Annotated in this window: 17 protein-coding genes and 1 tRNA gene; 6 read left to right on the top strand and 12 right to left on the bottom strand. The window is 66.4% G+C overall.

The features are described from left to right. The 5 genes from AC1RCS_RS16270 to AC1RCS_RS16250 form a co-directional block, all read right to left on the bottom strand. Complete coding sequence (locus AC1RCS_RS16270) at nucleotides 1-777, bottom strand: ABC transporter ATP-binding protein (protein WP_492245379.1); 777 nt, start codon at nucleotides 775-777, stop codon at nucleotides 1-3. Next, the gene (locus tag AC1RCS_RS16265; protein ID WP_492245378.1) at nucleotides 770-1,771 is read right to left on the bottom strand and encodes a branched-chain amino acid ABC transporter permease; all 1,002 of its coding nucleotides are present in this window, start codon (nucleotides 1,769-1,771) and stop codon (nucleotides 770-772) included. The genes AC1RCS_RS16270 and AC1RCS_RS16265 overlap by 8 nt, the downstream gene beginning before the upstream one ends. 64 nt (nucleotides 1,772-1,835) lie before the next feature. Continuing rightward, on the bottom strand, nucleotides 1,836-2,699 hold the full coding sequence (locus AC1RCS_RS16260; protein WP_218294747.1) for a branched-chain amino acid ABC transporter permease: 864 nt from the start codon (nucleotides 2,697-2,699) through the stop codon (nucleotides 1,836-1,838). Nucleotides 2,700-2,717: 18 nt separating this feature from the next. After that, nucleotides 2,718-3,359, bottom strand: coding sequence for a LysE family translocator (locus AC1RCS_RS16255; RefSeq protein ID WP_218294748.1), 642 nt, complete (start codon nucleotides 3,357-3,359; stop codon nucleotides 2,718-2,720). Nucleotides 3,360-3,514: 155 nt separating this feature from the next. After that, nucleotides 3,515-4,702, bottom strand: coding sequence for an ABC transporter substrate-binding protein (locus tag AC1RCS_RS16250; protein ID WP_218294749.1), 1,188 nt, complete (start codon nucleotides 4,700-4,702; stop codon nucleotides 3,515-3,517). 296 nt (nucleotides 4,703-4,998) lie between these two features. Here AC1RCS_RS16250 and AC1RCS_RS16245 point away from each other — a divergent pair, with 296 nt between their 5' ends. From AC1RCS_RS16245 to AC1RCS_RS16230, 4 genes are all read left to right on the top strand, one after another. Next, nucleotides 4,999-6,210, top strand: coding sequence for an HPP family protein (locus AC1RCS_RS16245; RefSeq protein ID WP_492260948.1), 1,212 nt, complete (start codon nucleotides 4,999-5,001; stop codon nucleotides 6,208-6,210). A 224-nt stretch (nucleotides 6,211-6,434) separates the two neighbouring features. Next, complete coding sequence (gene infA / locus AC1RCS_RS16240) at nucleotides 6,435-6,686, top strand: translation initiation factor IF-1 (RefSeq protein WP_218294751.1); 252 nt, start codon at nucleotides 6,435-6,437, stop codon at nucleotides 6,684-6,686. A gap of 172 nt (nucleotides 6,687-6,858) precedes the next feature. Beyond that, nucleotides 6,859-6,935: transfer RNA gene (locus AC1RCS_RS16235), tRNA-Pro, on the top strand. Between the two features lie 185 nt (nucleotides 6,936-7,120). Next, on the top strand, nucleotides 7,121-7,918 hold the full coding sequence (locus AC1RCS_RS16230) for an acetyltransferase domain-containing protein (RefSeq protein ID WP_492245376.1): 798 nt from the start codon (nucleotides 7,121-7,123) through the stop codon (nucleotides 7,916-7,918). A gap of 146 nt (nucleotides 7,919-8,064) precedes the next feature. Here AC1RCS_RS16230 and AC1RCS_RS16225 read toward each other — a convergent pair whose 3' ends face one another. The 6 genes from AC1RCS_RS16225 to AC1RCS_RS16200 form a co-directional block, all read right to left on the bottom strand. Further along, nucleotides 8,065-8,850 carry a foldase protein PrsA gene (locus AC1RCS_RS16225; RefSeq protein WP_218294753.1) on the bottom strand — a complete coding sequence of 262 codons (786 nt, stop codon included), beginning with the start codon at nucleotides 8,848-8,850 and terminating at the stop codon, nucleotides 8,065-8,067. Between the two features lie 67 nt (nucleotides 8,851-8,917). Then, the gene (locus AC1RCS_RS16220; protein WP_492245375.1) at nucleotides 8,918-9,178 is read right to left on the bottom strand and encodes a BolA family protein; all 261 of its coding nucleotides are present in this window, start codon (nucleotides 9,176-9,178) and stop codon (nucleotides 8,918-8,920) included. A 13-nt stretch (nucleotides 9,179-9,191) separates the two neighbouring features. Then, a complete protein-coding gene (locus AC1RCS_RS16215; RefSeq protein ID WP_218294755.1) occupies nucleotides 9,192-9,740 on the bottom strand; it encodes a septation protein A in 549 nt (182 codons plus the stop codon). A gap of 24 nt (nucleotides 9,741-9,764) precedes the next feature. Then, on the bottom strand, nucleotides 9,765-10,178 hold the full coding sequence (msrB, locus tag AC1RCS_RS16210; protein ID WP_218294756.1) for a peptide-methionine (R)-S-oxide reductase MsrB: 414 nt from the start codon (nucleotides 10,176-10,178) through the stop codon (nucleotides 9,765-9,767). After that, nucleotides 10,175-11,656, bottom strand: coding sequence for a protein adenylyltransferase SelO (locus AC1RCS_RS16205; RefSeq protein WP_492245374.1), 1,482 nt, complete (start codon nucleotides 11,654-11,656; stop codon nucleotides 10,175-10,177). The genes msrB and AC1RCS_RS16205 overlap by 4 nt, the downstream gene beginning before the upstream one ends. 121 nt (nucleotides 11,657-11,777) lie before the next feature. After that, the gene (locus AC1RCS_RS16200; protein WP_218341100.1) at nucleotides 11,778-12,821 is read right to left on the bottom strand and encodes an AraC family transcriptional regulator; all 1,044 of its coding nucleotides are present in this window, start codon (nucleotides 12,819-12,821) and stop codon (nucleotides 11,778-11,780) included. A 183-nt stretch (nucleotides 12,822-13,004) separates the two neighbouring features. Here AC1RCS_RS16200 and AC1RCS_RS16195 point away from each other — a divergent pair, with 183 nt between their 5' ends. Continuing rightward, nucleotides 13,005-14,711, top strand: coding sequence for a carboxylesterase/lipase family protein (locus tag AC1RCS_RS16195; protein WP_218294759.1), 1,707 nt, complete (start codon nucleotides 13,005-13,007; stop codon nucleotides 14,709-14,711). A gap of 30 nt (nucleotides 14,712-14,741) precedes the next feature. Here AC1RCS_RS16195 and AC1RCS_RS16190 read toward each other — a convergent pair whose 3' ends face one another. After that, entirely contained in the window at nucleotides 14,742-15,428 is a 687-nt protein-coding gene (locus tag AC1RCS_RS16190) for a Crp/Fnr family transcriptional regulator (RefSeq protein WP_218341101.1), read from the bottom strand. A 216-nt stretch (nucleotides 15,429-15,644) separates the two neighbouring features. Between AC1RCS_RS16190 and AC1RCS_RS16185 the strand changes: the two genes are divergently transcribed. After that, a complete protein-coding gene (locus tag AC1RCS_RS16185; protein ID WP_492245373.1) occupies nucleotides 15,645-17,288 on the top strand; it encodes a 3-(methylthio)propionyl-CoA ligase in 1,644 nt (547 codons plus the stop codon). Nucleotides 17,289-17,368: the final 80 nt, after the last annotated feature.

Here is a 17,368-nt window from a genome sequence, read left to right as displayed (position 1 = left end):
TCAGTGATCCTCCCCCAGGTAGGCGGCTTGCACCGTGGCATCGGCGCGCACCTCGGGGGGCGTTCCGTGGGCGATGACTTCGCCGTTGACCATCACGGTAAGGTGGTCGGCCAGCGCGAACACGGCATCCATGTCGTGCTCCACCAGCATGATGGCGTGGGCGGGCTTGAGGCGTTGCAGCAGCTCGACCATGCGTTCGGCCTCGGCCACGCCCATGCCGGCCAGGGGCTCGTCGAGCAGCAGCACCCGCGGTTCGGTGGCCAGGGTCATCGCGATTTCGAGCTGGCGCTGCTCGCCGTGGCTCATGGCGCCTGCAATCGCCATGCGCCTGTCCTTCAAGCCAGAAAGCTCGATGGCGCTTTCCAGGCGGGCGTGGATAGCTTTGTTTTTGATAGTGTTGGCGCGCGTGTCCTGCCACCAGCGCAGCGGATTCCAGGGCTGCTGCGCATCGCGCGACTGGGCGGCCAGGCGCACGTTTTCGTGCACCGTGAGCGGCAAGAAGATGTTGGTCTTCTGGTAGCTGCGGCCCAGGCCCTGGCGCGAGATGCGCTCGGGGGCCCACCCGGTCACCTCGGTGCCGCCAAGCTGCACCATCCCGGAGGTGGGCGCCAGGTCGCCCGAGAGCAGATTGGTCAGCGTGGACTTGCCCGCGCCGTTGGGGCCGATCACGGCATGGATGCGGCCACGCCACAGGTCCAGCGACACTCCGTTGACGGCGGCCAGGCCGCCGAACCGCTTGGTGAGCTGGCGGGCCGAGAGCAGGGTTTCATCAGCCATGGTGCGGACCCTCCTCCTGCGCCTTGGCGGCCCGGCGCTGCCCCAGCATGCCCAGCAGCCCGCGCGGCGCGGCCACCACCACCAGCACGATGAAGCTGCCCATCAGCAGCTGCCAGTGCTTGGTGATGTCCTTGAACACGTGCAGCAGGTACTCGAAAGCGAAGGCGCCCACGATGGCGCCCGCGAAGTTGCCCATGCCGCCCAGGATGATCATCATGATGGCGTGGGCACTCATGTGAAAGCCCATCAGCTCCGGGTTCACATAGCCCGTCTGCGCGCCCCACAGGTAGCCCGCCAGCCCCGCGAGCGCACCCGCCACGGTGAAGGCGGTGAGCTTGTAGCCGCGCGTGCCAAAGCCCATGGCGCGCATGCGGTGCTCGTTGATGCGGATGCCCGAAAGCGCGCGGCCCAGCGGACTCCAGAGCAGGCGGCGCAGCAGCACATAGACGATGACCACCAGGGCGAGGGTGAAGTAGTAGAAGGTCTTGCGGCCTTCCAGGTCGAACGGCAGCCAGCCGAAGATGGAGGCGTCGGGCCGGAAGTTGATGTACAGGCCATCCGAGCCGCCCAGGACCTTGTTGTCGAAGAACAGATAGAACACCATCTGCGCGAACGCCATGGTGACCATGATGAAGTAGATGCCGTGCGTGCGCACCACGAAAAAGCCGATGAACAGCGCCACCAGCCCCGCGCCGGCCACGGCCAGCGGCAGCGACCACCACAGGCTCACCGGCATGTCGGCGGGCGTGAGGAACGCGAGCGCGTAGCCCGCCACGCCAAAGTAGGCGGCATGGCCCAGCGAGACCAGGCCGGTCACGCCCTGCAGCAGGTCCAGGCTCATGGCGAAGATTGCCATGATCATCATGCGCGTGACCATCTGCACGTAGAAGTCGCTGCCGACGACCGGGAACAGCAGCAGCGCAGCCAGCCCCAGTGCCAGGGCGAGTTGCACGCTGTGCGGCAGCACCTCGATGTTGGCGCGGGGCGTGCTCATGCGCTGCCGCCGGGCCGCCCCGGGGCGGGCAGCGAAATACACGAAGTGATGAACGTGGGGGGCATCATTGCTTGAAAAGACCTTCAGGTTTCCACAGCAGCACAGCCGCCATCAGCATATAGACCAGCATCCCGGCCATGGAGGGCAAGAGCACCTTGCCGAATGTATCGACAAAGCCCACCAGCAGCGCCGCGATGAGTGCGCCGCGCACGGAACCGATGCCGCCGATCACCACCACCACGAAACACATGATGAGCACCGAGGAGCCCATGTTGGGATAGACGCTGGACACCGGCGCGGCCACCATGCCCGCGACGGCGGCCAGCCCCACGCCGAGGGCAAACACGATGGCATGGATGAGCTTGATGTTCACGCCCAGCGATTCGGCCATGTCGCGGTTGAACGCGCCGGCGCGGATCTTCATGCCCAGCCGGGTCCTGGAGATCAGCAGGTACAGGGCCAGCGCCAGCGCGATGCAGACCCCGGAAATGAAGAGCCGGTACACGGGGTAGGAAAGGGTGTCGGTGAGCGGGATGGACCATTCCAGCACCGGCGGAATCGCCACGCCATGCACGTCGTCGCCCCAGAGGATGGAGCGCAGTTCCTCGAAGATGTAGATGAGGCCGAAGGTGAGCAGCACCTGGTCCAGGTGGTCGCGGTGGTAGAAGTGGCGAAACAGCAGCCACTCCAGGGCCAGGCCAAAGACCACGGCCAGCACCGTGCCGCCAAGGATGGCGAGCGTGAGGCTGCCGAAGTAGCCCGACAGCGAATAGCCCAGGTAGGCCCCCAGCATGTAGAAGCTTCCGTGCGCGAGGTTCACCACGCCCATGATCCCGAAGATCAAGGTGAGGCCCGCCGCCAGCATGAACAGCAGCAGCCCGTACTGCACGCTGTTGAGCAGCTGGATCAGGAAAGTGGCGAAGTCCATGGCGTGCTGGCGCAAGGGTCAGGCGGCGCGGCGCGTGGCCAGCAGGAGCGTGCCCATCAACGTGAACAGGCCGCCCGAGACGCGGTTGAACCAGCGCATGCGGGTGCCTGAACGCAGCACCGGTGCCAGGCGCGCCACGCCCAGGGCGCACAGCGTGAGCACCGTGAATTCAAAGGCGACAAAGGTGCTTGCCAGCACGGCAAACTGTGGCGCCCACGCCGCTGCCGGATCCAGAAACTGGGGAAAGAACGCGGTGAAGAACAGCAACGCCTTGGGATTGCTGCCGCCCACGATCAACCCCTGGACGTAGAGCTTGCGCGCAAAGGCCGTGGCCTTGGACTGGTCGCCCTTCGCGGGCATGTGGTCGAACACCGTGGTCTGGCTGCGGAACGTCTTGATGCCAAGCCAGATCAGGTAGGCCGCGCCCGCGGCCTTGAGCACCCAGAATGCGGTTTCGGAGGCCGCCAGCAGCGCCCCCAGCCCCAGGGCGGACAGCAGCATCGTGCCCAGAACCGCTGTCACGCTGCCTGCCGCCGCGGCCAGGGCCTTGCGCGGGCCGTGCTGCAGGGAACTGGTCATGCACATGAGCATCGTCGGTCCGGGGGACAGGACCAGCAGGGCCACTGCGGCGAGGTAAAGCAGGTAGGTACTGAGCGACATGGAAGGAGGTTCGAGGAAGGTGGCCGCAAAGTCCGGGCGCACGGCAGACGGGCCTGCCCCCGGGCAGCCCCTTGGTGCATTGTGTCAAAGTCGCGGGTTGCCGCCACGGAAGGCGGGGCGCGCCTTGGGCGGGCCGTCCGCGGCGCGCGGGGGCTTCAGCCCATTCGGCATCCTGCGCCGCTGTCGGCCAGGGCCTTGGCGGCCACGCCGATCACCTTGTTTTCCTTGTTCTCCACGCGGCGCAGGTAGATGTCCTGCACCGGGTTGTGCGACTTGCTCATCGTCCACTTGCCGCGCGGGCTGTCGATGGTGGCGTTTTCCATGGCCTTGATGACGGCGGGCTTGGCAGACAGATCACCCTTCACGGCATTGGCGCCCTGCACCAGCAGCAGGCCCGTGTCGTAGCCCTGCACCGCGTAGACGTCGGGCTGGCTGCGGAACGCCTTGGCGTACTCCAGGCGGAACTGCTTGTTGCGCGGCGTGTCCAGCGAATCGCTGTAGTGCATGGTGGTGATGATGCCGTCGGCCGCAGGGCCCGCGGCGTCCAGCACGCCTTCGGTCAGGAAGCCCGACCCGTACAGCGGAATCTTGTCCTTGAGGCCTGCCGCCGCGTAGTCCCGGATGAACTTGGCGGCGCCCCCGCCGGCGAAGAAACAGGCCACGGCATCGGGCTTGAGCGCGGCGATCTCGGTCAGCAGCGCCTGGAACTCCACATTGGGGAAGGGCAGGCCCAGCTCCTTGACGATGGTGCCGCCCGCGGCGGTGTAGCTTTGCTTGAAGCCTTCGAAGGCCTCGTCGCCGGCCGCGTACTTCCAGGTGATCCAGACGGCCTTCTTGTGGCCCTTCTCGACCATGGCCTTGCCCAGGGCCAGCGTGGGCTGGGAATTGCTGAAGGAGGTTCGGAACACGTTGGGGGCGCACAGGGCGCGCGTGGCGGCATGCACGCCCGCGTTGGGGATGAGGTTGAGCACGCCGGTGTCGCGCGCCACCTTCTGGATGCCCATCTGCACGCCCGAGTGCACGGTGCCGATCAGCACGTCCACCTTGTCGCGCTGCACCAGCTTGCTGGCGTTTTCGACGCCCTTGCTGGGCTCGGACTCATCATCCACCTTGAACCACTCAATCTCGCGCCCGCCGAGCTTGCCGCCTTGCTGGTCGATGGCCAGGCGCACGCCGTTCTCGATGGCCACCCCCAATTGGGCGAAGGTGCCCGTGTAGGGCAGCATGAAACCCACCCGTACCTTGCCGCTTTGCGCACGCACGATGGAGGGCAGCAACAGGCCCGTGGATGCGGCGCCAACGAGGGCGGCGCTGCGGCTGATGACGAGGCGGCGGGTGGTCATGGAATGGAGCTCCTTTGTTTAGGCTTAAAGCAATTTACCCCAACGTCCCCTGCAGGAAACCTATGGCTTACCCGTACCGGGGGCACAGCGATGGGGGCTTGGTGGGGCGCCCCGGGATCGCCTGGCATGAAGGCGGCAAAATAGGGGTTGTCCAGAACCTCCTTTCGAACGCCCGCGCCTCATGCCCCTCGTGACGGCGAGGGACTCCGCCCTGAAGCGGTTGCGTTGCCGCGAACCGCTGCTGCTGCTCCATGCCCCCATCCGACTCCGATCATTCCGTGTCTTCTTCTGCCGCCATGGAGGGGGCAGACGCATCTGCGTATGTCCGGACCCTGCGTTGGCTTCGCAATTTCTGGCCTGCGCCGCTGGGCATCGACGGGCGTGAACGCCTGCGCTTTATCGCCGGTGCCGTGATCGGGGTTCTCATCACGGCATTGCTCAGCCGGTGGTGGGCGGGCGATGCGGCCTCGGGCCCCTGGATGGTGGCGTCCCTGGGGGCCAGCGCCGTGCTGGTGTTCGGCATGCCGTCGAGTCCCCTGGCGCAGCCGTGGCCGGTGCTGGGCGGCAGCACGCTGTCGGCGCTGGTGGGGGCGTTGTGCTCGGCGGCAGTGCCTGACCCCGTGATATCCGGCGCCCTGGCCGTGGGACTGGCCATTGCGCTCATGGTGCCGCTGCGCTGCCTGCACCCGCCGGGCGGTGCCATGGCCCTGTATGTGGTGCTGACGGCGGGCGATGGCTTGCATCTGGCCGTGTTTCCCATTCTGTTCAATGTCGTGATCCTGCTGATCGCGGCCATGGTCTACAACGGTCTCACCGGGCGCCGGTATCCTCATCCACAGCGGGTGGCGCCCAGAACCCACGTCGCCAAAGGCGCGTTCACCGCCTCTGACGTGGACACGGCGCTGGCCCACTACAACCAGGTGCTCGATGTCAGCCGGGCCGACCTGGAGGGCCTGCTCCATCTGGCGGGGCGTGCCGCGTTCCAGCGCACGCTGGGAGATGTGCGCTGTGTGGACATCATGTCCAAGCCTCCGTTCGCGGTGGAGGCGGGTGTCTCGCTCAAGGAGGCATGGACGTTGATGCGCAGCGAGCAGATCAAGGCGCTGCCCGTGGTCGATATGCAGCGGCAGGTCATCGGGATCGTGACCGTGGCGGATTTCATGCGGCTCGCCAACCTGGACCTGCATGAAGGCCTGGGCCAGCGCCTGCGTGCGCTGGTCATGGGCCGCAGCGGCCAGCCCACTGCGGTGGACCAGATCATGTCCCACCCGGTTCAGGTGGCCCGGACCGGGCAGCACGCCATGGACCTCGTTCCCCTGTTTTCGCAGGGGGGCCACCACCACATCCCCATCGTGGACGAAGAAGACCGCCTGGCGGGCGTCATCACCCAGACCGATCTGGTGCGGACCCTCGCCGTGGCCGTGCAGGGGCGCGCCGAAGATGGCATGTCTGCACCGCCCCGGGCGCCTCGTGCGCAGGCGGCCCCGGCCGCCCAGGCAAGGCCGTAGGCAGATTGCTGCACATCGCGGTACAATCGACAGGCTTTGCACAGCGCTCTGCCTGTCCATTGACGCCGTCTCCCCCGGCCCTCTGCCTGATCTGCGCCCCGGGTGCAGCGACTCCCACCGCCCGCAATGCACCGTGTGTCGAGCACCGTCCCACGCGGTAGCTGCCGTGGTGGATGCACGAATCAGGCGCCGATCACAGAATATTTGTTTTGAAGAGATAGAACATGGCCAAAGAAGAACTCATTGAAATGCAAGGCTCCGTGACGGAAGTCTTGCCCGACTCGCGCTTTCGCGTCACGCTGGACAACGGTCACCAACTGATCGCATACACCGGCGGAAAGATGCGCAAGCACCACATCCGCATCCTGGCGGGTGACAAGGTATCCCTGGAAATGTCGCCCTATGACCTGACCAAGGGGCGCATCACCTTCCGCCATCTGGCCGGCCGCGGCCCTGGCCCTTCCAGCAACCGCTGATCCCCTGGGCTTGAGGTCCGCTGGTTTTCTTGCTGTTCCCGTGACCGCGCGCTGCTTCGCACGGGGTGTGATACCTGTCGGTGCCGGTCCCCATGAATTGCTTTCAGAAAAATCACAAAAAGCGGGCATCGAGCAAAAAACAGGCAAATTCCCGGGTTAGAATACGAGCTGTCGGAGCGTAGCGCAGCCTGGTAGCGCATCTGCTTTGGGAGCAGAGGGTCGCGAGTTCGAATCCCGCCGCTCCGACCAATGTTTGAAGGCCTTGCAGCACATGCTGCAGGGCCTTTTTTCTTGCCTGCTGGTTTTCCCGGTTCCTGGTTGCGGTTCCACGCGGCTGCCGCGGCGGCATCGGATTTCCGTACCATCGGGGCTCGCCGTGGCGAGCTGCCATCCGCACCCCCATCACCGCTCGCCGCCCCTTCGCCTGCAATGCAATGAACCGCGTGCCTTCCCCTTTGCCTGCTTCGTTTTCCCATTCGTCGCCGCGCTATGACAGCGTCGATGCCCTGCGCGGCCTGGCGATGGTGTGGATGACGGTTTTTCATTTTTGCTTTGACCTGAGCCATCTGGGTTTCTGGCCCCAGGATTTCCGGGGCGATCCGGTCTGGACCCTGCAGCGCACGGCGATCGTGAGCCTGTTCCTGTTCTGTGCCGGCCTGGGGCAGGCCATCGCACTTCAGCAGGGGCAGGGGTGGCGACGGTTTGGGCGGCGATGGCTGCAGATCGCCGGCTGCGCGCTGCTGGTGTCCGCGGGGTCGTTCGTGATGTTCCCGCGCAGCTTTATCTATTTTGGCGTGCTCCACGGCATGGCGGTGATGCTGCTCATCGCCCGAGGCACGGCGGGCTGGGGGCGGTGGCTGTGGCTGGCAGGGCTGGTGGCGGTGGCGCTTCCGCCGCTGGCGCAGCAGCTTCTGGCCAGCGCATGGTCCGAGGCCGCGCCGTGGTTCAACGGACGCGCCCTCAACTGGCTGGGCCTGGTTTCTCGCAAGCCGTTCACGGAGGACTACGTGCCGGTGCTGCCCTGGCTGGGCGTGCTGTGGTGGGGGTTGGCCGCTGGCCAATGGGCCATGGCGGCGAGGGCGCGGGCCGGAGGGGCGCCGTTTGGGCGGCTTCCGGGGGCTTTTCAGCCCCTGGCACTGCTGGGCCGGTGGAGCCTGAGCTACTACATGCTGCACCAGCCCGTGATGATCGGACTGCTGATGGCCGTGGCCTGGATCACGACGAAGGGCTAGCTAGCGCGCGGGGAGCAGGGGGCGCTGATGCATGCGTTGCATGCGGCGGCATCGACAGAAACACCGCTATGCCACCATGAAAAAACGCGGCCTGGGCCGCGTTCGTTTCGGGTGGGCATCGCAGCAATGCGATGCGGCGGGACCCGTTACTCGACCTTGGCCTTCGCGCGCAGGTCTTCCTGGAACTTCGCCAGCTTTTGCTGTTGCAGCTGCTGTGCCACCTGGGGCTTCACTTCTTCCAGCTTGGGCAGTTCTGCCTGGCGCACATCGTCCAGGCGGATGACGTGCCAGCCGAACTGGCTCTTCACGGGGGCGTCGGTCATCTTGCCCTTTTCGAGCTTGACCAGGGCTTCGGTGAATTCACTCACATAGCTGGAAGGGTTGGCCCAATCCAGGTCGCCGCCCTTGGCACCGGACCCTGGGTCCTTGGATTGCTTCTTGGCGATGTCTTCAAACTTGGCGCCCTTCTTGATGGAAGCGATGATGGCCTTGGCATCCGATTCCTTTTCCACCAGGATGTGGCTGGCCTTGTATTCCTTGCCGCTGTTGGCCGCGACGAACTTGTCGTACTCAGCCTGGATCTCGGCATCGGTCACCGGGTTCTTCTTCTGGTAGTCGGCGAACAGTTCGCGGATCAGGATGGTCTGGCGGGCCAGATCCATTTGCGCCTTGTAGTCCGCCGAGCCTTCCAGGCCGCGCTTTTGCGCTTCCTGCATGAAGATTTCGCGGGTGATGACTTCTTCCTTGATCTGGCCTTCGATGTCCGGTGTCACGGGGCGGCCCGAGCGCTCCACTTGCTGCTTGAGTGCCTCGACGCGCTCTTTCGGCACGGCCTTGCCGTTGACGATGGCGACATTCTGGGCGGAAACGGGCAGGGCCATCGTGCCCAGCACGGCGGCGGCCACGAGGCCGGACAGGAGCTGTTTCTTCATGCGGAATCCAAAAAATGAGAGGTTGTTTGCCAGCTGAGTTCCGGCAACTGGGGACATGGGGGCCGGTTCAGAGAACTTCAATGGCAAGGGCGTGAACCCCTTGGTCAATAAATTCTTGCAGCGCATCATACACAAGGCGGTGCTGCGCGACCCGGGCCTTGCCTGTAAACAAAGGTGACGAAATGCGGACCCGGAAATGGGTGCCGAAACCAGTGCCGTTGGCTCCCGCATGTCCCGCATGGGCGGCGCTTTCGTCGAGCACTTCCAGGGCCGTGGGCGTGAGGCGGTCCGCCAGGGCCTGGTGCATCTGCTGCGCGAGTATGGTCATGGCAGGTCGTCCTTCAGGCTGCGGGCTCATCGCCTTCGTCGCCCTTGAGGTGGGGCGCCACATAGATGCCCTGGCCCACCAGGAAGACCAGCGGGAAGGCATACCCCCAGAGCTTGAAGTCCACCCAGGCCTCAGTGCTGAAGTTGACGACGACATACGCGTTGATGGCCGACATGAACGCGCAGTACACGATCCAGGCGACGTTCAGCCGGTGCCACACACCCTCTGGCAGGGTCAGCTGGCTGCCCAGCAGCATCTTGAGGAAGTTCTTCTTCATGATCCACACCGCCACCGCGAGCGCGACGGACATGGCGCCGTACAGCACGGTGGGCTTCCACTTGATGAAGCGGTCGTCCTGCAGCACCAGCGTGAGCGTGCCGAACAGCAGGATCAGCACCAGGGTCACCTTGTGCATGGTCTGCAGGCGCCGGTCGATGGCGTAGATCAGGGCCATCTGCGCGACGGTGGCGCCCATGAGCACCGCGGTGCCCACATAGATGCCGTACAGCTTGTAGGCCCCGAAGAACAGCAGGATGGGGAAGAAGTCGATCAGGATTTTCATGGGGTCAGGGGCGGGTCTCGGGGCTCAGTCCTTGCCGGATTCGAAATCCAGCGAGGCCGAGTTCATGCAGTAGCGCAGGCCGGTGGGGGTGGGGCCATCTTCGAAGACATGGCCCAGGTGGGCCCCGCATTGTGCACACACTGTCTCGGTGCGGACCATGCCATGGCTGCGGTCCACGATCTCGGTGATCGCCCCGGGGATGGCCTCGGAGAAACTGGGCCAGCCGCAGCCGGCATCGAACTTGGTCACCGAATCGAACAATTTCGCGCCGCAGCAGATGCAGTGGTAGCTGCCATCGGCCCAGTGGGCCTCGTATTTGCCGGTGAAGGGGCGTTCGGTGGCGGCATGGCGCGTCACCTGCAGGGCGGCGGGTTCGGCGCCCTTGCCCTGCAGGATGGCTTGCCACTCGGCTTCGGTCTTCTGGACGGGGTAGGTCATGATGAACAGCTGATCTCGATGGAAGACGCCCAGTCGGGCGGGAAGGCTGCGTAGGCGTCGTGCCCGGGGTGCTCGTCGAAGGGGTACTCCAGCAGCCGCTGAAGGGTTTGGAGTTCACTGAAGTCGCCAAGTTTCGCCGCACGGATGGCTTGCTCGCCCAGGTGGTTGCGCAAGACGAACTTGGGATTCGTTTTTAGCATCAAATCGGCCGCTGGCGCTTGCTCATCAAGCGCCAGCAGCTCTGAATAGGATAGCAACCACTGGTCCAGGGCGGCGCGGTCGGCAAACAGGTCCCGCACGGGCTCGAAATCGCGCCCGGCCACTGCATGCGACAGGCGGCGCCAGAAGATCGTGTAGTCCACACCGTTGCGGGCGAGCAGCAGCAGGATGCCGTCGATCAGTTGCCCATCGCCTTCGCTGGCGCCCGCAAGCCCCAGCTTGGCGCGCATGCGGGCCATGAATTCCTCGGGGAACACGCTCTTGTAGGACTCCAGGGCCTGCTTGGCCAGTTCCTGGTCGCCGATCAGGGGCAGCAGCGCCTGCGCCAGGCAAAACAGGTTCCAGTACGCCACGTTGGGCTGGCGGTTGTAGGCATAGCGGCCCTGGGTATCGCTGTGGTTGCACACGTGGCCGGGCACGAAGGCATCCAGAAACTGGAAAGGGCCGTAGTCGATGGTCAGGCCCAGGATGCTCATGTTGTCGGTGTTCATCACCCCGTGGCAAAACCCCACGGCCTGCCACTGCGCCATCAGCCTGGCCGTGCGCTCGCTCACGGCCTGCAGCAGCGCGGCGTAGGCATTGCCGCCGACCTCGGTGGTGTCCCGGCATTCAGGGTAGTAGCGGTCGATGACATAGTCGGCCAGGGCCCGAAGCTGTGGCTGCAGGTCGTTGGCGGCGAAGTGCTCGAAATGGCCAAAGCGCACGAAACTGGGGGCCACGCGCGTGACCACGGAGGCTGTTTCGATCTCTTCGCGGCGCACGGGCGCGGGCGAGCCGGTGATGCACAGCGCGCGCGATGTCGGAATGCCCAGGCCATGCATGGCCTCGCTGCACAGGAATTCGCGGATGCTGGAGCGCAGCACGGCCCGCCCGTCGCCCATGCGGGAGTAGGGCGTGCGCCCCGCGCCCTTGAGCTGGATTTCCAACCCGCCGGCGGTTTCCCCCAGCAGGATGGCCCGGCCGTCGCCCAGCTGGCCGGCCCAGACGCCGAACTGGTGCCCGCTGTAGACGCTTGCAAGGGGCCGCGAGCCAGCGAGCAGCACGTTGCCCGTGAAGGCCTGCAGGGCTTCGTCGCTCTCCAGCCATGCAGGGTCCAGGCCGATCAGCCGCGCCACGGCGGCGCTGGTTCCCACCCAGTGCGGCGCGGGCAGCGGGGTCGGGCGCAGTTCGGTGAAAAAGTCCGGTCCCAGGGCCGCGAAACCATGGTTCCAGGCCAGGCCGATGTCGGCGGTGGTGTCGCTGTCGGCGGGCAGGTTCATGGGGTCGATTGTCTCGCACCGGTGATGCCCCGGCCCCGGCAGGGCCATGGGTGGGGGAGGGTGGAACCCGTTGCGCCGCGCGCAGGCCGCCGCGCGGCCCGCGTGGGTTCGCCGGGTGTTCTCAGGCGCCCTGTTCGGATGCCGTGCTTTCGGGCTCCGCGTGCAGTACGTGGGCCCGGTACTGGCCGGGCGGCATGCCGAACCAGCGCTTGCACGCCCGAAACAGGTTGCTCTGGTCGGCGAACCCCAGCAGATCGGCCACCTCCGCCAGGCTGCGGCGCTCATCGCTCAGGTACTGGCCGGCCAGCTCGCGCCGCGTGTCGTCCAGCAGTTGCTGGTAGCTCACGGATTCGGCCTGCAGGCGCCGCTGCAGCGTGCGGTCGGTCAGGTGCAGGCGCGCCGCCACGTCTTCGCGGCGGGGTTCGCCCAGGTGCAGGATGCGGGCCACTTCGGTGCGCACGCGCGTGCTGGCCAGCGTCTGGCCCAGGTGGTCCAGTTCGGTCTCGACCAGTCTTTCGTGCAGGGCCCACAGGCTGGGGTTGTGGGTGGGAATGGGGGCCAGAAGGTCGGCCTCGGCCAGCAGGAAGCGGTTGGCGGGCTGGCTGAAGTGCGGCAGCAGGCCGAAGGCGGAGCGGTAGCGCGCCTCGTCCGCGGGCGGCGGGGTGATGAGTTCGACCGCCAGCGGCGTGAGCTCGCGGCGCGTCAGCCAGCCGCACAGGGTCAGCAGGGTCAGCACGGCGAACTCGACCCGCTGGCGCGGAATGGGCCGTGTGGCGCCGATGTGGCTCAGGACGAGCCAGTACCCGCGCGGCCCGCGCTCCATCTCGAAGGTGGTGGCGTCCGAGATCACCGCCATGTGTCGCTGCAGGTGCTGAAACCCAACAAGGAGATTGGGGCCCGACGCCAGCGCATAGCCCACCAGATCCACGTTGCCGTAGCGCCCGGTGAGGTTGCGGTCGAGCCCCAGCCCCGGCTTGCCATACTGCGCCGCGGCCAGCTCCCACAGGCGGCTCACGCGGTCCACGTCGACGCGGGTCTGGGGCAGGTGCAGCGCGGCCAGGTCGATGCCCGCCTCGGTGCACAGCTGCGCGGCCGGCAGGCCCTCGGCCGCGAACATGTCCGCGATGCCCCGCACCCAGGCGGCCGAACTGGTGCGTGGGGTCATGGGTGGTTTTTCCCCTCAGGGTTAACGCTAGGGTGGTGTTCTGAAGTCACTGTTTTGGCGAGGTTGCGATAGTGGGCCGAAGGCGAAGCATTCACACAATCGTCGCTGAGGACGGGCCCTGCCGCAAGTGTGACGCTTCAGAGAGGCCCGCCCCATTCCTGAAAACCCCAAAGGAGACAAAACATGCCCGATTTTCAGTGGTGTCTGCGGTGGAGTGCCGCCGTGCTGTCGGTGTTGGCGACAACGGCGTGTGGCGGTTCGGACGGCAAGCCCCCCGAGCTGCGGGAAACCCGCTACGGCATGGTGCGTGGCGTGGACGACAGCGCCGCCACCGGCACCTATGCCTGGAAGGGCATTCCCTTCGCGAGGCCGCCGGTGGGCGAGCTGCGCTGGCAGCCGCCGGTGGAGCCCGTGGCGTGGTCGGGCGAACGCAATGCCAGCCAGTTCGGCAATGCCTGCCTGCAGATGGGCCGCATCTACGGTCCCGGCGCCAACAACCGGTTCGACGACACCATCGGCCAGACGCTCAACACGCCCGTGGGGAACGAGGATTGCCTGACGCTCAACATCTGGCGCCCGGCCACGTCGCAGGACAACCTCCCCGTGCTGCTGTTCCTGCATGGCGGCAGCGCCATCTCGGGCTACACCGCCGATCCCGTGTACGACGGCGCGGCGCTGGCCCGCGCGGCCAATGCCGTGGTGGTGACCGCCAACTACCGCCTGGACGTGCTGGGGTTCATGCAGCTGCCCCAGCTGCACGGCGGCGGCCAGCCCTATACGGGCAACTACGCCCTGCTCGACAACGTGCAGGCACTGCGCTTCATCCAGAACAACATCGCCGGTTTTGGCGGCAACGCGGGCAATGTCACGCTGATGGGGCAGTCGGCGGGCGCCATCAATGCGCTGGCGCTGCTGACGGCGCCCCAGGCTGCTGGGCTGTTCCACAAGCTCCTGCCGGTGAGCGGGGGGATTTCGCTGGCGGCGAATCTGCCGCCCGGCTCCATTCCCACGCTCAATCCTGCATCCCGGTATGCCACCCAGTCCGGCATGCTGCTGGCGCATCTGGCGCTGGCCGACGGCCTGGCGCCCGCGTTGCCCGCGGCCCAGGCGCTGGTCGCGGGCTGGCCCGCCTCCCAGGTGGCCGGCTACCTGCGCGGCAAGGATGCGAGCGTGATCCTGCAGACGCTGCTCAAGAACGGGCTCACCGGGTCCGGCCCCATCCCCGACGGCGTGGTGGTGCCCGCCGATCCGATCGCCGAACTGGGAGCCGGGCGCTATCACAAGGTGCCTGTCCTGTCCGGCTACACGGCGGACGAGGGCAAGCTGTTCGCGCCGTTCCTGGCATTGCTGGGGGGCAAGCCAGGGATGAAGATTTCCGACGCGGACCGCTTCGCGATGATGCAGAAGTTCAACCCCGACGCGCCCACCACGCTCACGGCCGGCGACATCCTGGATGCCTCCTATCTGCCCGTGACGGCGCCCGGCACGGGCTACAACGCGCGCACCCGCCTGCTGGGCAGCGTGTTCATCGACCCGAGCCGCGACAACCTGCTCAACACCCTGCGCAGCCAGCAATCCGCGGTATGGAGCTACCAGTTCAACTGGGCGCAGCAGCCCGCGCCCTGGAACGACGTGTACGGCGCGGCGCATGCGTTCGACCTGCCGTTCCTGTTTGGCAACTTCGGGCCTTCGGTCTTTGCCAGGGCCACCAACAGCGCGGCCAACCAGCCAGGGCGCCTGGCGCTCTCCAAGGCCATGATGGACAGCGTGCGCGCCTTCGTGCACACGGGAGATCCGAACAACGCGACGGTGAACCAGAACTGGAAGCCGTGGCCCAGCCGGCTCCTGTTCGACGCCGACCAGAAGGCCGTGCGCCTGAGTGTGCAATAAGGTGAGGGTGCCAGTGCGATCTGCAGGGTGTCAGCGCGCCGCGGTGGCGGCGAGGTACGCGTTCAGCGCCTCGTCGTCCACGATGGCCACACGTCCGAAGTCCAGCGACACGATGCCCATGCCTTCCAGCGCGCGCAGCACCTTGTTCACCGTCTGGCGCGACAGGCCCACCAGCTGGCCCAGCTCGTCCTGCGTGAGGTTCAGCCGCCGCGTGCTGCGCCAGAACAGGCGGCTCAGGTACAGCGCGACGCGGTGCTCGGTGGACTGGGTCCGTCCGGCCTCGATGATCGTCATGGCCTGGCCCAGCCGCATGTTCAGGTGCAGCACCAGAAACTGGTTGAACGCCAGGCTGCTCTCGCGCAGCGTTGCGAACAGCGGCAGCGGCAGGCACAGCAGCGTGGTGGGGCGCAGGGCGACCACGTGGTACCGACGGGGCTCGGGCTTCATGGCCGATCCTTCGCCGAACCATTCGCCATCGGGCACGCCGATGAAGGCCGAGGAGCGCCCCTGGCTGGCGGGGCTTTGGAGCATCACCAGGCCGGACAGCACCGCGTGCCAGCCTTGCACGGCACTGCCGGCCGGCATCATCACTGCGCCCTTGTCGCCGTGCGTGGCGAATACCTCGGCGCGCAGGCGCTCCTGCAGGGCTGCGGGCACGCTGGCAAACCAGGGCTGGGCCGCGATGAACCGTGGGGCGGAGGGGGCGGAACTGAGCATGGGCGTGATTGTCACCGCCCACGCCAGGCGTTCAGGGTATTCCCTTGGCCTTTGTCAATGGGACGACAGGTGTTGGCAGGCGCGGCCGCCGCGCGCACACTGCGGCCCTGTTGCATGTGCGCCGGCCGGCCAGTCCGCTTGCCCTGGGCGACACCGCAATGAGACACGCCGCGCTACGATGACCATTCCATTCACCACAACATCCAAGGAGCACACATGCTGGGCCTGATGCAGAGCCAACCGTTGCTGATTTCGTCGTTGATCGAGTTCGCAGAGCGCCACCATGGCGATGCCGAAATCGTGTCGCGGCGGGTCGAGGGCGACATCCACCGCTACACGTACCGCGATCTGGGCGCGCGTGCACGCCGGTTGGCCAATGCGCTGGACGAGCTCAAGCTCGCGTTCAGCGACCGCGTGGCCACCCTGGCCTGGAATGGCTACCGCCACATGGAGATGTATTTCGGCGTGAGCGGCTCCGGCAGGGTGCTGCACACCGTGAACCCGCGCCTGCACCCCGACCAGATCGCCTGGATCATGAACCATGCCGAAGACCAGGTGCTGTGCTTTGACGTGACGTTCCTGCCCCTGGTGCAGGCCGTGCATGCCCGGTGCCCCACGGTGAAGAAATGGGTGGCCCTTTGCGATGCGGACAAGCTGCCCGCGGATTCCGGCATCCCCGGCCTCACGAGCTACGAAGCCTGGATCGGCGCGCAGCCGCCGGACTACGCCTGGCCCGCGTTCGACGAGAACTCGGCATCGAGCATGTGCTACACCAGCGGCACCACGGGCAACCCCAAGGCCGCGCTCTACAGCCACCGCTCGACCACGCTGCACGCCTATGCCGCCGCGCTGCCGGACGTGATGTGCCTGTCGGCCCGCGACTCGGTGCTGCCCGTGGTGCCCATGTTCCACGTCAATGCCTGGGGCATCCCGTACTCGGCGGCGCTCACGGGCTGCAAGCTGGTGTTCCCCGGCCCGGCCATGGATGGCAAGTCGATCTACGAACTCATCGAATCCGAGAAGGTCACCTACGCGGCCGGCGTGCCCACCGTGTGGCAGATGATGCTGGGCCACATGAAGCCGGCCGGCCTGAAGTTCTCCACGCTCCGGCGCACCGTCATCGGCGGCTCGGCCTGCCCGCCCGCGATGATCCATGCGTTCAAGGAAGACTTCGGCGTGGAAGTTCTGCACGCCTGGGGCATGACCGAGATGAGCCCGCTGGGCACGCTGTGCACGCTCAAGAACAAGCACCTGGCCATGTCCAAGGACGACCAGATGAAGATCCTGCAGAAGCAGGGCCGCGCGATCTACGGCGTGGACATGAAGATCGTGGGCAGCGACGGCAGCGAGCTGCCCTGGGACGGCAAGACCTACGGCGACCTGCTGGTCAAGGGGCCGTGGATCGTGGACAGCTACTTCAAGGGCGAGGGCGGCCATCCGCTCATCCAGGATGCCCAGGGCCGGGGATGGTTTCCCACCGGCGACGTGGCCACCATCGATGCCGACGGCTTCATGCAGATCACCGACCGCAGCAAGGACGTGATCAAGTCCGGCGGCGAATGGATCAGCTCCATCGACATCGAGAACATCGCCATGGCGCACCCCGCGATTGCGATGGCGGCCTGCGTGGGCATGCCGCATCCCAAGTGGGATGAGCGCCCCATCGTGGCCGTGGTCAAGCGCCCCGGCACCGAGGTCACGCGCGAGGAGCTGCTGGCCTTCTACGAAGGCAAGACCGCCAAGTGGCAGATCCCCGACGACGTGGTGTTCGTCGAGGCCATTCCACTGGGCGCCACCGGCAAGATGCTCAAGACCAAATTGCGCGAGCAATTGAAGGACTACAAGCTTCCGGGCCTTTGAAGAAAGCTTGACGGCGGTGGCCTCAGTGCATCGCCGTCGTCGTGGCCGTCGAATCCGGCGCAGACCAGACCAGGCCAGTG

The organism is Acidovorax sp. GW823-FHT01C06 (assembly GCF_058798375.1).
Note: the sequence above shows the minus strand (reverse complement) of the source record. Positions and strands in the feature narration are given on the sequence as shown.

Bases quoted from the DNA above. Each gene is read 5' to 3' on its own strand.
- AC1RCS_RS16225 (WP_218294753.1), bottom strand. From the start codon at position 8,850: ATGAAGAAACAGCTCCTGTCCGGCCTCGTGGCCGCCGCCGTGCTGGGC.
- AC1RCS_RS16195 (WP_218294759.1), top strand. From the start codon at position 13,005: ATGCCCGATTTTCAGTGGTGTCTGCGGTGGAGTGCCGCCGTGCTGTCG.
- AC1RCS_RS16185 (WP_492245373.1), top strand. From the start codon at position 15,645: ATGCTGGGCCTGATGCAGAGCCAACCGTTGCTGATTTCGTCGTTGATC.
- AC1RCS_RS16245 (WP_492260948.1), top strand. From the start codon at position 4,999: ATGGAGGGGGCAGACGCATCTGCGTATGTCCGGACCCTGCGTTGGCTT.
- AC1RCS_RS16190 (WP_218341101.1), bottom strand. From the start codon at position 15,428: ATGCTCAGTTCCGCCCCCTCCGCCCCACGGTTCATCGCGGCCCAGCCC.
- AC1RCS_RS16260 (WP_218294747.1), bottom strand. From the start codon at position 2,699: ATGGACTTCGCCACTTTCCTGATCCAGCTGCTCAACAGCGTGCAGTAC.
- AC1RCS_RS16200 (WP_218341100.1), bottom strand. From the start codon at position 12,821: ATGACCCCACGCACCAGTTCGGCCGCCTGGGTGCGGGGCATCGCGGAC.
- AC1RCS_RS16230 (WP_492245376.1), top strand. From the start codon at position 7,121: ATGAACCGCGTGCCTTCCCCTTTGCCTGCTTCGTTTTCCCATTCGTCG.
- AC1RCS_RS16215 (WP_218294755.1), bottom strand. From the start codon at position 9,740: ATGAAAATCCTGATCGACTTCTTCCCCATCCTGCTGTTCTTCGGGGCC.
- AC1RCS_RS16250 (WP_218294749.1), bottom strand. From the start codon at position 4,702: ATGACCACCCGCCGCCTCGTCATCAGCCGCAGCGCCGCCCTCGTTGGC.
- infA (WP_218294751.1), top strand. From the start codon at position 6,435: ATGGCCAAAGAAGAACTCATTGAAATGCAAGGCTCCGTGACGGAAGTC.
- AC1RCS_RS16265 (WP_492245378.1), bottom strand. From the start codon at position 1,771: ATGAGCACGCCCCGCGCCAACATCGAGGTGCTGCCGCACAGCGTGCAA.
- AC1RCS_RS16270 (WP_492245379.1), bottom strand. From the start codon at position 777: ATGGCTGATGAAACCCTGCTCTCGGCCCGCCAGCTCACCAAGCGGTTC.
- msrB (WP_218294756.1), bottom strand. From the start codon at position 10,178: ATGACCTACCCCGTCCAGAAGACCGAAGCCGAGTGGCAAGCCATCCTG.
- AC1RCS_RS16220 (WP_492245375.1), bottom strand. From the start codon at position 9,178: ATGACCATACTCGCGCAGCAGATGCACCAGGCCCTGGCGGACCGCCTC.
- AC1RCS_RS16255 (WP_218294748.1), bottom strand. From the start codon at position 3,359: ATGTCGCTCAGTACCTACCTGCTTTACCTCGCCGCAGTGGCCCTGCTG.
- AC1RCS_RS16205 (WP_492245374.1), bottom strand. From the start codon at position 11,656: ATGAACCTGCCCGCCGACAGCGACACCACCGCCGACATCGGCCTGGCC.